Source organism: Sulfuracidifex tepidarius (assembly GCF_008326425.1).
Classification (GTDB): Archaea; Thermoproteota; Thermoprotei_A; order Sulfolobales; family Sulfolobaceae; genus Sulfuracidifex; species Sulfuracidifex tepidarius.
In genome coordinates this window covers 2,213,515-2,226,129 of record NZ_AP018929.1, presented here as the reverse complement: position 1 = coordinate 2,226,129, position 12,615 = coordinate 2,213,515, and the positions used below count along the sequence as shown (strand labels likewise).

The window sequence follows — 12,615 nt, the reverse complement described above, 5'->3', positions numbered from 1 at the left end:
AAAGAGAAAACCTATAATAATTATAGTTAATTTTTTCCTTCTTCTTTCTTTTTAATATATACACATCTACTGAAATTATAATGTTTTTTATCATCACGTTTTTAACTCTCGATAAGATAATTTTCCTATGATGCTTGGGATTATCCATCACCCAGTTGAAGGTTTAGGAAACATTAAGGAAATACTCAAGGAAAAGGACGACTTAAGGGAAGTACGAGCTGACGAATTGACTGGAAAGGAGACGCCAGACTCCATAGTGCTGATGGGAGGTCCGATGGGAGTTTATGAACACGATAGGTATCCTTTCATGGAGAAGGAATTCGAGTTAATAAAGAGAACTCCAAAGGTCTTGGGTATATGCCTTGGAGCTCAATTACTATCGTATGCCCTAGGAGGAAAGGTCACCCCTGGAAGCTTCGGTGAAGAAAAAGGAATTATGAAAGTCAGAACAGTCTCCTACCTGAAAACTCTCGGGGACATTCACGTCTTTCAATGGCATAGTGATACATTTACGTTACCTGAGGGAGCAGATCTACTCGCTTACAGTGATAAATACTTCCAAGCCTTTCTGAAGGAAAGGAGATTAGGCCTTCAGTTTCACATTGAGGTAGATGCTAAAATGGTGAAGAGTTGGATAGAGACATATGGAGGGAACGAGGAAATTGTAAATCAAGTGAAAGAACATGAGGAGGAACTCTTCCATACCGCTAAAAGGATAATTAAGTTGTGGTTTGATCTATGACGCCTGAAAATCGTGTCTCACTTTCATTCTAAATCTCCGTCGTTAAAAATTAAGAAAGTAGTTCACGCAGTAAGGTGCAAAGAAAGAGATATATAAATAAAATTTATAAACTTCATGCGTGAAACTAATTTCTCAAAATTAGATAGTTCTCGACCTACAGACTTAGCCTCTTATTATCTCCATTGCCTTTACCTTGTACTCTTTCTTCACTATGATCCCTTTTCCTTTGACCTCCCTTTCCAAGACTAGGAAGATAGCGTTGAGCATTCCGTCCGTATAATAGCTCCCCGGGTTCCCCACCTTAGTATCACCGATTTTATCTATCCCCCCTGACTCGTGGATGTGACCGTGGAGACCTACTATAGGTTTGTACTTTTCTATTATGTCCCTTACTGCCTTGGAACCAACGCTATGTCTCTTTTTGTCCCTGTCCATTGCTTGGTCTAACTTGGTGTTAATTGGAGGCGCGTGGGCGTTAAGGATGACGGGTCCCTCACTCACTTCCTTGAACATAGAATCTAGCCTTAAAAACAGGGTAGAGTCGGGTAACTCCCTGTAAGTACCAAAAGGAGTTGGATTAACGTAACCAGAGCTCACCACTTTCAGGTCGCCCAGTTCTCTTACTTTACCTTCTGCAATCTCTATTCCCAGCCCACTAAGGTATTCGTCCAGCTCTAAAGGGTCGTCATTTCCCAAGTTCCACAAGGTCTCTATGTTGCTTCCATTCATCTTCTCATGGAAGACTTTGACCCACCTTGACGCCTGTCCCTCTAATTCTCTGACTATAAGAGAGGTCATGTACTTCTTGTTTTTGATAGCCTCCTGAAACTCTTCCTCTCTCATCAAAAGGGGTGTCTTACCTGACACCTTTGAGGACTCCTCCAGCTGAGAGATTTGGACTTCCTTTCCCTCCACAAACTTCGAGCTACCCTTGTCTATCACCGGGACGAAGTCCTTAGAGAATATATCTCCTCCGAAGATTAGGTAGTTCACCTTGTACATCTTAGCAGCGTTCAGTGCCTTTCTGAAAACGTATTCTGAGCCATGTATGTCACTCGCGAAAAGGATTTTAACCTGAAAGGGCATGTCATCGATTTCAATTACCTGATAAAAAGCTTTTATAGAAAATAATTTGTCTCTTTTTATCTGGTGTCCCTAACCCATGAAAAATTTGGAACATAGATGAAAGAGTTGAAAGAAAGGATCTAATAAGTTTATAGTAACTATTTATTTATTTTAAAGATATAAAAAAGAGAAATTAGTGAGAAGGCTAAAACAGACACAAAGTAATGAAGGTGAATGACATGAAAGTTTTTGAGGAACACTTCGACATTTACATACTAGCTCAGAGTATAAATAAGGTAAGACAAAACTTTGTAATACCCCTTTGGAGCTCTTTATCCGTGGACCTATCCCGGCCTTGGTGTTTAAGGTCTGAGGAAGTAATAAAAGCAGTTTCCCCCGACACTGAGGTGAACTATTTCACATCATTTTCTAAGCAGGTAAGAAACCGTGGATCGGCTTTACCGTGAAAACCGTGAGTTTTCCAGAAAATTAAACTTCGCTTGATTTTTAGTAATTTTCAGAAATTTTCAATAAAGGATTCATAAAAGGTGAAGGGTAAGGCGTGGACGGTAAACCCTTGTAAACTGTGTTGTGTTAATGAGTCGTAGAAAGTCTAGATTTGCCTTGGGGGACGTTCTTGATCCCCAGTATTGCGTTATTAGCTGTGTCTATAACTGGTATCAAGTCAAAACTTTTTGGATTCGTATGCCTGGACTAGGGCGATTCAGGTCCACATTACAAATTCACTTTCTTTCCATAAGATGAGATAGAAATAGTTAATTATATATGGAAGTAAGGAAATACTAACAGGGTAATACTAAGGGAGTGTTCTCATGCACGATCATATTCGGGACACTGTATTAAAATATTAGTATAGGGTAGAAAACACTCCTGTGAGAGAAGCTGTAGGCAAGACGAGCTAGTCGATGCTTGACAATGAAGGGGTTTTGAGAAGAGTCCTGTGCAAGAGTCACGAGGTCTTTTTGGGTGAAGGGTGAACCTCGAAGACCCACGGTTTTCCGATAAAAGTAAACCGTGATTCATAGAAAACTACATTGAGGTGCCCAAAGATTGAGGGGGAAGAAAGCGAAGTTCATCGTCTTGCTCAGCCCTTCACCCTATCTCTAGGACAATGGGTGCGTGGTCTGACCCCGTGACCTTCTCCAGTATGTCTGCTCTCCTAACTCTCCCCTTCAACTCGGTAGACACCACGCAGTAGTCTATCCTCCACCCTATGTTCTTCTCGCGCGCGTGGAACCTGTAGGACCACCATGAATAGTGACCTCCCCCCTTCACGAACATCCTGTAAGTGTCCACGAAGCCCTTCTCGAGGAAGCTGTGGAACCATTCCCTTTCCTGGGGGGTGAAGCCCGCATGGTCCACGTTGTCCTTGGGTCTGGCTATGTCAATTTCCTCGTGGGCCACGTTGAAGTCACCACACATCACGGACGGCTTGGGCAACGACGTCACGTATTCCTCGAACGCTCTGTCGAAGGCCAACTTGAAGTCCAGTCTCTTCAACCCTTCCCCCGCGTTGGGGAAGTAGACGTTGATCACGTAGAAGTCATCGAACTCACACGTGATCATCCTCCCCTCGTCATCGAACTCAGGTATCCCCATGCCCGTCCTGACTGAGAGCGGTTCGACTCGGGTGAGCGTCATGACCCCGCTGTAACCCTTCTTCTTTGCGGGGTTGAGGAAAGCCTTGTAGGAGGAGAAGTCAAGGGGTACCTGACTTGTCTTGACTTCCTGGAACATGAGGACGTCGTACTCCTGCGACTTCACCAGATCGAGGAGACCCTTGTTCATCGCCGTCCTGAGGCTGTTCACGTTCCACGATAGTAACTTCATGTAAAAGGAGTTCATGGACAAGGGTTAAAAGGAGTGTGGCACCTCATGTGTTGTAGATTTCTCCAGAATTATGCAAAAACCTATAACAAAACGGGCTCCTTTTTATAGTCATAAACTTCGAAAAGTATCGGGAGTGTTCTCAGGGCGATTCAGGTCTCCATTGCAGATTGTAATATTCTCTTAGGTTTACTGTAATTCAATGAAGTAACAATTGACTTTAGGTCAGGAAGGAGAGAGGAGTAAGGTGCAATATAATATTATTACTGAAATGAGATAACAGTTAGACGCGTTGTACTCCCTGGCGATGGTGAGGGCTATCTGCAGCATACGCGAGGGGGAGTGGGACTTACCGAAGCGGCGCCTCTCTAGCAGGGAGTTGAAGGACTCCACGAGGTCCTTGGACTTGAGCCACTTCCATCCCTGGGTGAGACCAGGTAATGGAGGACGTCGGGCCTTCTGTGTGCATGTCCGCCTCCCTCAGCTGAGGAGAGAAGTTGGTCGAGTTCTTCCCTCTCCTATCTCGTCATGGAACGCTTCAAATGCACCACGCACTGTTGCCTGAGGGCATGGATTATGACAGGGTGATAGCCTTGTCTAGGGCTTTCACCCCGTCAGCCGCCAGGACGGGGTTGAACTTGCGCCAAAGCCTAGTGAGGAGAGACCAATAACCCCTGGAGTCCTCCCCCCCTACATATGATCACGTTTAGGGCTGCCCTTCTCCCCTCAGGGGTCACGCCCAAGGCCACGAGGAGGACTCCCTTACTTCCCCTTAGTTTCATGTATTTCCCGTCAACTATCACGTACTTGAAGTCACCTTGAACCTCAAGCCTCGGTGAGGTGAGTTTTACGTTGAGCTTCCCTCCTATGATGGATAGAGAGATGACAGCGCCACCTCCAATCGTTCGCTCTCCTTCTCAAGCCCCATCTCCGTGTCCGTCTTAACCCTCCTCCCACCCCTGTAGATGACGGATAGCCTCACGGTGATGAAGCTTACCCTGTACTTTACCCTCCTCCCCCTCTCCTCCACAGTTAAACCCTTTTGAACCTGTAGGCCGTGTAACCCCTCCTCCTAGTCTCCTTCCCCCTGGCATACCTAGGCTCACCCTCTCAGCATCCTCGACCGCCCTCCTCTCTATTTCCTTGACAGTTTCCTTTAATAACGAGTCCTTACCTGACAGGGACGAGCAGGGCCGTGGAGTCGTTCTCTCCACGTCCTTGTTGTCGTTGTTGCATGGTATAACGTCCTGCTCTCCCCTTATTAGTATTACCCTATTATTTCTTACTACATGTACAATTAATTATTTCTATCTCGTCTTAAGGAAATAAAGCAAATTTGCAATGGAGACCTGAATCGCCTAAGCTACTCCTCTACGACCATTATGAAAAAGGCTATATTTATTAATTAGAGGAATGTACTCTTCTCGTGGTAGACCCAAAGGCAATAATAAGGTTGCTTGAAGATAGGCCCAGATCAAGAGGGAGTAAGATTACTGAAGAAGATCTAAAGAGGCTGGCTAAACTGGGAGAAGAGAACATAAAATTATTGGAAGAGCTGGGCTGTTGGAAGGTAGAAGGTGGTGTAATATACTACAAGACTGGTTGCTTAGGGAATTACTTTCAAGAGTGAGCGAACTAAAAGGGAGTGAGACAGACCGTTTCTTAAAATTCTTCGCGATTTTGAACACTTTATTAGAAGAGAAAAATTGGGTAGAATATTAGTAGGAGGTTTTGCTGCAGAAATATATTCTGGTAGGGGCTATAGGACCGGAGACGTAGACATAATCATTGAGGGAGGAGCGAGGGGACTTAGTTAAGCAAGTGTTAAAGGAGATCTCAGACTGAGGACTTAGGATTTACTTACCTAAGATAAGGGAAATATCCGAAAAAGGGATAGATATAGTCGGGGACGTTTATACTAAGCGTAAGCCCCCAATTAGGATGCAAGTAGACTCTTCATACTACGTTTACATACTACCGCTGGAGGAAGTCATAATAACTTACTTGGAGGCATGGAAATTCTGGAATAGCACTGAGGACAGGATTAAAGCAGTCCTGGTTTATTGTACTCAGTTAAGTAACATCGACATAGATTACCTAAATTCTGAAAGCGAACGCAGGAGAGTTAAGGACTATCTAGAGAAACTTAAGGGATATTGTTAAAGCGATTTGTGGGCAATTTTTAAGCTAGAATTTACGAAGCTTAAGATCTATTGAAGAGGCAAACACGTTGTACTTAGTTAGACCTTAAAGGTCAAGGCAATACAACAATACTGTACACATGATTCCTACTGTTCCGCAGAGTTTGGATGTATTGCCCATGTATAACCTTGACTTTCATGATCTGACTACGCTTGAATCGAGATTTTTCAAAATACTAACGTTAAGGAAACTCTCATCATAAAAATTATAAAATATTCGTTGTGAATTTATAAATATTTTTAATTTATCTTCTTATACCTATACTGGTCTAGAGAAAATTTTTAATAAATAAGAGGTAAACTTTCATACATTTTTAATGCGACGGCAATAATTCTTTGACCTTCAGCCACCTAAAGGTTTAGGATAACTCATTAAAAATACTTTAACACATTACTACTTGTGGAAAGGGGAGGAAGAAGGAGAAACGACGCGGCATATTTCATTATAATCTTAACGTACATTCTAGCAGTTGCCTCTCATCCAGCCTTAGTCTCACTCACATTCCTCCCAATAATGGCTTTACACGGCTTTACAATAGATAAAAACCCTCCCAAAGGTGCTATCGAGGAAAACAGGGTTAACTGAAATAGGCTTGTTTGCATTAAATTCTATCCATTACTTGTACTTCTTCACACCGTTAGTATTTATTCCTGCAACGGCATTCCTCCTGGGAGTGTTCTCATGCAGTCGTCTTGTTCGAGATGTGTTTGTAAAATTATATGAGAGTATCTCTGATATACTGTACTCCCCTAATGCCTGCCTTGTCCCCGTAGGACTCCCTGACATCCTTGCCCTTCTCATCTAACTCCTTCACAGTGCTAATAGCGGAATCCACCCCGTTGTTCGTGACCTCAGCGCTCACTACCTTGAACTCGTCCTCCTCAACCACGACCTCTACCTTGAGGAAGCGGGAGTCTCCCTCCTCCCTTTCCTCCACTTTACTACGTATTGTCCTCCCCTCGTCGTGCTAACCTAGTATGGTCGGCTATCGCTTCGAGCTCGTCGCTGGCTTCAGGGAAGTCCACGTCCGTATCCCTCACCTCCTTCATATCGTTGAGTAGTCCAAACTCGTGGGACACCCATCTCCGCGAGGGTACTCAGCACACTCCTTCTATAGCTCTATAAGGTAAGAATAAGTGAAGGAAAGCCAGGGACTCCGTGAACCCTAGGTGCTTTGTAGCTCTTCCTCGTGTACTTGTTCTCCTCCTGGAGTAAGCCCCACCAGTTTTCGAAGGCGTAGAAGGAAAACATCACCTAGTACCTCGTCACCACGTCTTCGTCGTACTTCACTCCCTTGTGTACTCCCTCCTCTCCATGAGTAATACCCACCATAATTCCCAAAAAATTTTATATAATTCTGAAGATCACAAAGCAAATTTAAGGTTTAAACTAATAGTATATGATAATGGAGTCACAGTTACCCAAGTTTGCCAAGGAGCCTGAGAAGTATTCCAAGCTGAGGTTGCTTGAGGCACTTCAGGAGCTCTATCTAAGCGTCGAAATGTTAAAGGAGGGATATATCAGGAACTCCGCGAGTAAGTTCTTCCTCTCCTGGAAGGCACTTTTAAGTTCCATTGCTGTTTCTAACTTCAACAAGATTGTAGAAGATAAGAGGAAAGAAGGTAAGGAAGACGAAGTTAAGTGTACCTGCGAATAGGATATTCTGCCCATACAACTGGAATGATGGGGATTTCGAGAGACCTTGAAGGTCTCAGCTTCAAAGGGTTAGTTAACCTGACGACTGCGATGCTCGGGGTTCACAGATACGCTTACAACGGTCTGGGTGATGGTATCTCTCCTTTTCACAGCAGGAGTGAAGCGATAATCTCAATTAAAGGGTTGATGACAGCTGAAATTGACATAATAAGCTCCATGGATATAGGGAATGAAGAGAGGGAGCTATTGGAGAAAATAAAGAAGGAACTCAATAGCGTCGGGGATTTGTAGTTTTAAGGCAAATTCAGGGCCTGTTTTGACGACCTAATCCGTTTAGAGAACCCCAACCCACTCTCCTGCCGAACTTTTAACTGAAACATGTAGGAAAAAAGCGTGAAAAGGTTTTAATATTACTTATTTCTTTCACGATTAGTGTGAACATTTTACAGAAAATTGACGGAAATTAATAAAGACTCTCCAACCCATATAATATGACATGTACATCGGAAAACCGGTGAAAAGGATAGAGGACTTGAACCTGATCAGGGGTAGGGGGCAATACGTGGACGACATAGTACTACCCAACATGAAGTATGTGGCTTTCGTTAGGTCTGAGAGGCCCCACGCGTTGGTCAAGGTCAGGTCAGACGTCCCCTTTTACGGAGGGGAGGTGATAAACCCCGGGTTAGATTTCCCGATAGTCTCGAAGGAGACCACTTACGTGGGTCAGCCTTTGGGCGCGGTGGTCGGTAGGGACCAGTATGAAGTACACGATATGCTGGAGGAGGTCGAGGTAGAGTATCAAGACCTGCCGTATGAGGTAGACCCCAGGAAGGCGATGAAGGACGAAGTGAAGGTCTACTCCAAGCTCGACACAAACGTTGGACTGAGGAAGGAGTTCGTGGCGGGAGACCCTGAGAAGGCATTGAAAGAGTCTCCTGTGGTCATTGAGGGGGAGCTCAGGAACCAAAGGATGATAGCCACACCGATGGAGACGAGGGGTATAGTGGCGTGGTTCGACAGCAGGAGAGTGAACGTTTGGTCCTCAACACAGTCAGCTCACTTCTTGAGGAGGAACCTGACCTCATTCCTCAAGACTGACGTACACGCTGTACAGCCTGACGTAGGAGGTGCGTTCGGGAGCAAGATAATCACTCACCCCGAGGAATACGCGGTTAGCTTCCTCTCCCTCAAGCTTGGGATCCCCTTGAAGTGGGTACCTACCAGGACTGAAGAGATGATGAGCTCTGGACACGGGAGGGATAAGTCCCTCTCCTACAAGGTAGGGACTACAAGGGACGGAGTCATCACTGCACTGGTAGGGACGGTCATAGGGAACTTGGGGGCCCCTTATCAGGACGCCTACGACGACGAGTCAGGGAACGTCCTGAGCACGAGCAGGATGATCCTCGGTCCTTACAACATCAGGAATGCTAGAGTTGAAGCTCTGGGAGTCTACACGAACCTAGTCCCCACCACGTCGTACAGGGGAGCCGGCAGGCCTGAGGGCACTTTCTTCATAGAGTCCATCATGAACGAGCTCTCCCTGGAGTTGGGGATAGACCAGCTCGAGATCAGGAAGAGGAATGTGGTGAAGAGCACCCCTTACCAGAACGCTTTCGGAATCACTTACGACTCAGGGGACTACACGGAGATCCTGAGGAAGAGCGAGCCCTACTACGAGGACTTTAAGAGGAGGGCAATAGAGGAAGGACTTTGCGTTGGCTTGGGGATGTACGTAGAGATCACCGGTTTCGGTCCATGGGAGACGGCCCGCGTATACGTGAAGTCAGACGGTAAGGTGGTGGTAATCTCGGGAGCGGGGCCTCACGGCCAGGGGGACGGGACGGCTTTCGCTCAGATAGCTGCAGACGTCCTGGAGTTGCCCATCGAGGAAGTAGAGGTCCAGTGGGGTGATACCGCGATCATAGAGGACGGGATAGGGACGTGGGGGAGCAGGACTGTCACCGTGGGAGGCTCAGCTGTGATGCAGGCATCTCAGATGCTGAAAGACAAGTTGAAGCAAGCCGGGTCCAAGGTGTTGAACGTTGACGTCGAGGAGGTGGAGTATGAGGGAGGTAAGGTGAAAGACAGGGGCTCGGGGAAGGCGTTGGACTTCCGTGAAGTGGTGAGCGGAGCTTACAAGCTAGGAATTCCCCTAGACGTCACCGCGGTGTACCCCGTAACGAGGCCGACCTCCCCTTACGGTATCCACATGGCGTTGGTGAGCTTGGACAGGGAGACCGGGACGGCAAAGGTCAGGGACTACCTTGCCATAGACGACGTAGGGAACGTGATAAACCCCATGCTGGCAGAGGGACAGATCCACGGAGGCGTGCTTCAGGGCGTATCCCAAGCCTTGTATGAGGGCGTAGTCCTTGAAGAGGGAAGAGTCGTGAACCTGAACGTGGTCGACTACCTCATACCCACAGCTGTGGAGTCTCCCCGGATGAAGTGGGAGCACTTCACGTTCGGGGTCTCCAGCCACCCTACCGGCTCCAAGGGAATAGGTGAGGCTGGAGCAGTTGTCGCCACTCCAGTTATTATGAACGCCATCTCCCAATGTCTGGGGAGACAAGTGAAAGAGATGCCGTGGAGACCGGCGTGATTTCCATGTACGTGAAGAGCAGGGTACACTCAAGGAGGAGGGCCCCATTCGATTGTGAAAAAGGTCTCCCTTACGTTGAAGTAGTGGATGGAGGGGAGGTGGTGGAGAACTGCTTCCCTCCGCAACCTACCTCTCCTGGAGGAGTGCGGATAAGCTCCACGTTGATACACTCCAAACTTGTAAGAAATCAATTCCTGCTGGAGAGAGTTTCGCGGATCTCTAACCTGCCAGAAGACGTAGAGAGAGGAGGCGAGGTGTACCAAGTGGAGAAGATGAAGGCAGAACACGTGATAATAGGTGCGGGAATTTCAGGTTTGACGGCCCTGAAGAAGGAGGGAGGCGTCCTCATAGCGAGTGACACCTACACCGATACTTTCCTCGACCCGTTGAATCCCATGAAGGAAAAGGCGAAGTCTATCCTGAAGGAGATGGGAGATAAGGTAATCCAGGGGGACTTCCTCGGGAAGTTCAGCGAAGGCTACGCGTTCAGGATAGGGAAGAAGATAGTGGTGTTCGAGGACTCCAGGATAACGTTCGCAATGGGTGGGAGATACCTCCCTCCCCGTTTTGAGGGGAACGACCTTCCCGGTGTCATATCGAGGGACATGTACCTCAGGTTCAGGGAGAACTATCGTGACGTCCTAGTCCTTGGCTCATGCGACGACGCGGTCAGGACTGCAGTGGTCTCAGGTTCTAGGATCTTGATTGCGCCACGCGGGACTGACCTCATGTCCCCCGTGGGTAAGGAGATGGCGGAAGACCACGGGATCCACCTTCAAGGGGTTACCTACCTCAACGTCACGGTGAAGGGGAGGAAGCTCTATGCCTCCTGGGACGACGGCGAAACCCTCGTGGACGCCGTAGTGTTCGCCCCGGTCAAACAACCCCGGTTGGAGGGGATAGCTAACGTAGGATGCGATTACAAGTTCGTCCCCGGGATGGGAGCCTACATACCCGAGCACGACGATGAAGGGTATATGGAGTGTGGTCACAGGGTCGTGGGAGGAGCCAGGGGGATAGACGACCCTTCCCTATCCGAGGCGAGCGTGGAGGACAGCCTGAGGGGGAAGATCCAAGGCCCTCTGCGTTTCTACTATGAGGGAGGAGGTAAGGCAGACCCTTACAACTACGGTGGGGGAGGATACGCCTGCATGTGCGAAGACGTAATGTGGGAGGACGTGTTGAAATTCCGTGAGTTCGGGAACGTGGAAATGCTGAAACGCGTGTCTGGCATATGTCTGGGAGAGTGTCAGGGGAAGACGTGTTCCTTCGTGGTGGGGAGCCTCATGAAGAGCGACAAGTTGATCACGTTCAGGTCTCCCCTTTACCCCGTATAGGTGATCCCATGCACTTCGTGGTCCTGGGAGCTGGAGCGCACGGGCTCTCCCTGGCGTATCACCTCCTGAAGGAGGGAGAGAAGGTAACTGTCGTGGAGAAGGGGGAGGTAAGCCACGGGTCGAGCGGTAGGAACGCGGGGAGGTACCGTTACCATTTCTTCTCCAGGGAAAACGTGGAGTTCGCCAAGGAAGCTATACCTTACCTCCTGTCCATGTGCAAGAAACTACCCTTGAACCCTGTGTGTATGAAGACGGGTTATTTGTGGACTGAGACGGAGGGGGTGAGGAAGCTAGACCCCATGTGGAGGGCTGAAGGCGTCGGGGGGAAGTTCGTGGAATGTTCCGAGTTCCCCTTCATGAAGGGGGGAGAGGGAGAGGAGTGCTACTACGCCCCCCAGGACGGCTCCTTCCATCACGACTACATTTCCCTCGGCCTCTACCTAGAGATAAAGAGGATGGGAGGGGAGTTCGTGAGAGGAGAGGCAAAGGAGTTAGTGAAGAGGCAGGGGAAGGTCGTCGGAGTCAAGGTGGAGGACCATGTTGTGGGAGGCGACGCTGTGGCAGTCACCTTAGGCGCATGGACAGGGGAGTTCATGAGGAGGAACGGTATCGACGTACCTATCACTCCAGAGAAGAGGGAGCTTTTCCTTACCGAGGGAGTCAAGTTCAGGGTAAAACCCCTGGTTATAGGGAGAGGTTTCTATTTCTCCCAGACCTTGAAAGGAGAGCTGATAGGAGGGATCGACTCTCCCGAGAGTTCATTGACATTGGACACTTCCCTGGTGAATTCACTCAGTTTCATCTCTCATGTTAGAAAGGTGGTGAAGGGTTTGGAGGGGGTCAGGTTGCTGAGGTCGTGGAGCGGATACTACGAGATCACCCCTGACAGGTCCCACGTAATGGGCTTCGACCCTTCCTGGCCTGAGAACCTCTTCGTTGATGCCGGGTATAGCGGGCACGGAATGATGTTCTCCTTGTACGCAGGAAAGGTTATATCTGACTTCATGTTAGGCAGGAGGAACAAGTTCGTGGAAATATTCTCGCCCTCCAGGTTCCAACGCCACGTGACAGTGGACGAAAGGATGGTGATATGATGTTAAAAAGCAAGTACCCCGCAGGCCGTGTAGGTGCTATACGGTGACGTGAATACAAACATT

The 12,615-nt window shown here is 47.9% G+C and carries 11 protein-coding genes and 3 pseudogenes; 10 read left to right on the top strand and 4 right to left on the bottom strand.

Annotated elements, in window-relative coordinates; translation table 11 throughout:
• The first annotated feature begins 127 nt into the window (after positions 1-127).
• Positions 128-742 carry a type 1 glutamine amidotransferase gene (locus IC007_RS11290; protein WP_054846113.1) on the top strand — a complete coding sequence of 205 codons (615 nt, stop codon included), beginning with the start codon at positions 128-130 and terminating at the stop codon, positions 740-742.
• A gap of 162 nt (positions 743-904) precedes the next feature.
• On the opposite strand, the gene IC007_RS11285 is transcribed toward IC007_RS11290, so the two are convergent.
• The gene (locus tag IC007_RS11285; protein ID WP_149528789.1) at positions 905-1,828 is read right to left on the bottom strand and encodes a metallophosphoesterase family protein; all 924 of its coding nucleotides are present in this window, start codon (positions 1,826-1,828) and stop codon (positions 905-907) included.
• 218 nt (positions 1,829-2,046) lie between these two features.
• Here IC007_RS11285 and IC007_RS11280 point away from each other — a divergent pair, with 218 nt between their 5' ends.
• Positions 2,047-2,274 carry a hypothetical protein gene (locus IC007_RS11280; protein WP_149528788.1) on the top strand — a complete coding sequence of 76 codons (228 nt, stop codon included), beginning with the start codon at positions 2,047-2,049 and terminating at the stop codon, positions 2,272-2,274.
• Between the two features lie 646 nt (positions 2,275-2,920).
• Here IC007_RS11280 and IC007_RS11275 read toward each other — a convergent pair.
• Together IC007_RS11275 and IC007_RS11270 are read right to left on the bottom strand one after the other, a co-directional pair.
• Positions 2,921-3,658, bottom strand: a complete 738-nt coding sequence (locus IC007_RS11275; protein WP_149528787.1) for an exodeoxyribonuclease III — start codon at positions 3,656-3,658, stop codon at positions 2,921-2,923.
• Positions 3,659-3,880: 222 nt separating this feature from the next.
• Positions 3,881-4,869, bottom strand: a pseudogene (locus IC007_RS11270) (transposase).
• Positions 4,870-5,081: 212 nt separating this feature from the next.
• Here IC007_RS11270 and IC007_RS11265 point away from each other — a divergent pair.
• From IC007_RS11265 to IC007_RS11255, 3 genes and pseudogenes are all read left to right on the top strand, one after another.
• Positions 5,082-5,285 carry a hypothetical protein gene (locus IC007_RS11265; protein WP_054846116.1) on the top strand — a complete coding sequence of 68 codons (204 nt, stop codon included), beginning with the start codon at positions 5,082-5,084 and terminating at the stop codon, positions 5,283-5,285.
• Positions 5,258-5,818 (top strand): annotated as a pseudogene (locus IC007_RS14135) (hypothetical protein). The gene IC007_RS11265 and the pseudogene IC007_RS14135 overlap by 28 nt, the downstream one beginning before the upstream one ends.
• A 438-nt stretch (positions 5,819-6,256) precedes the next feature.
• Entirely contained in the window at positions 6,257-6,442 is a 186-nt protein-coding gene (locus tag IC007_RS11255; protein ID WP_054846117.1) for a hypothetical protein, read from the top strand.
• Between the two features lie 175 nt (positions 6,443-6,617).
• Here IC007_RS11255 and IC007_RS13945 read toward each other — a convergent pair.
• A pseudogene (locus IC007_RS13945) lies at positions 6,618-7,189 on the bottom strand (IS5/IS1182 family transposase); the annotation flags it as partial.
• Positions 7,190-7,256: 67 nt separating this feature from the next.
• On the opposite strand from IC007_RS13945, the gene IC007_RS13940 reads away from it, so the two are divergent.
• The 5 genes from IC007_RS13940 (at position 7,257) to IC007_RS11230 (ending at position 12,552) form a co-directional block, all read left to right on the top strand.
• Positions 7,257-7,514, top strand: coding sequence for a PaREP1 family protein (locus IC007_RS13940; RefSeq protein WP_232048922.1), 258 nt, complete (start codon positions 7,257-7,259; stop codon positions 7,512-7,514).
• Positions 7,499-7,804 carry a hypothetical protein gene (locus IC007_RS13935; protein WP_232048921.1) on the top strand — a complete coding sequence of 102 codons (306 nt, stop codon included), beginning with the start codon at positions 7,499-7,501 and terminating at the stop codon, positions 7,802-7,804. The genes IC007_RS13940 and IC007_RS13935 overlap by 16 nt, the downstream gene beginning before the upstream one ends.
• Positions 7,805-8,009: 205 nt before the next feature.
• Positions 8,010-10,121 (top strand): xanthine dehydrogenase family protein molybdopterin-binding subunit, encoded by a 2,112-nt coding sequence (locus IC007_RS11240; RefSeq protein ID WP_149528786.1) that lies wholly within the window; start codon positions 8,010-8,012, stop codon positions 10,119-10,121.
• Positions 10,076-11,458, top strand: a complete 1,383-nt coding sequence (locus IC007_RS11235; protein ID WP_232048920.1) for a ferredoxin — start codon at positions 10,076-10,078, stop codon at positions 11,456-11,458. The genes IC007_RS11240 and IC007_RS11235 overlap by 46 nt, the downstream gene beginning before the upstream one ends.
• 8 nt (positions 11,459-11,466) lie before the next feature.
• Positions 11,467-12,552, top strand: a complete 1,086-nt coding sequence (locus tag IC007_RS11230) for an NAD(P)/FAD-dependent oxidoreductase (RefSeq protein ID WP_149528943.1) — start codon at positions 11,467-11,469, stop codon at positions 12,550-12,552.
• The last annotated feature ends 63 nt before the right edge of the window (positions 12,553-12,615 follow it).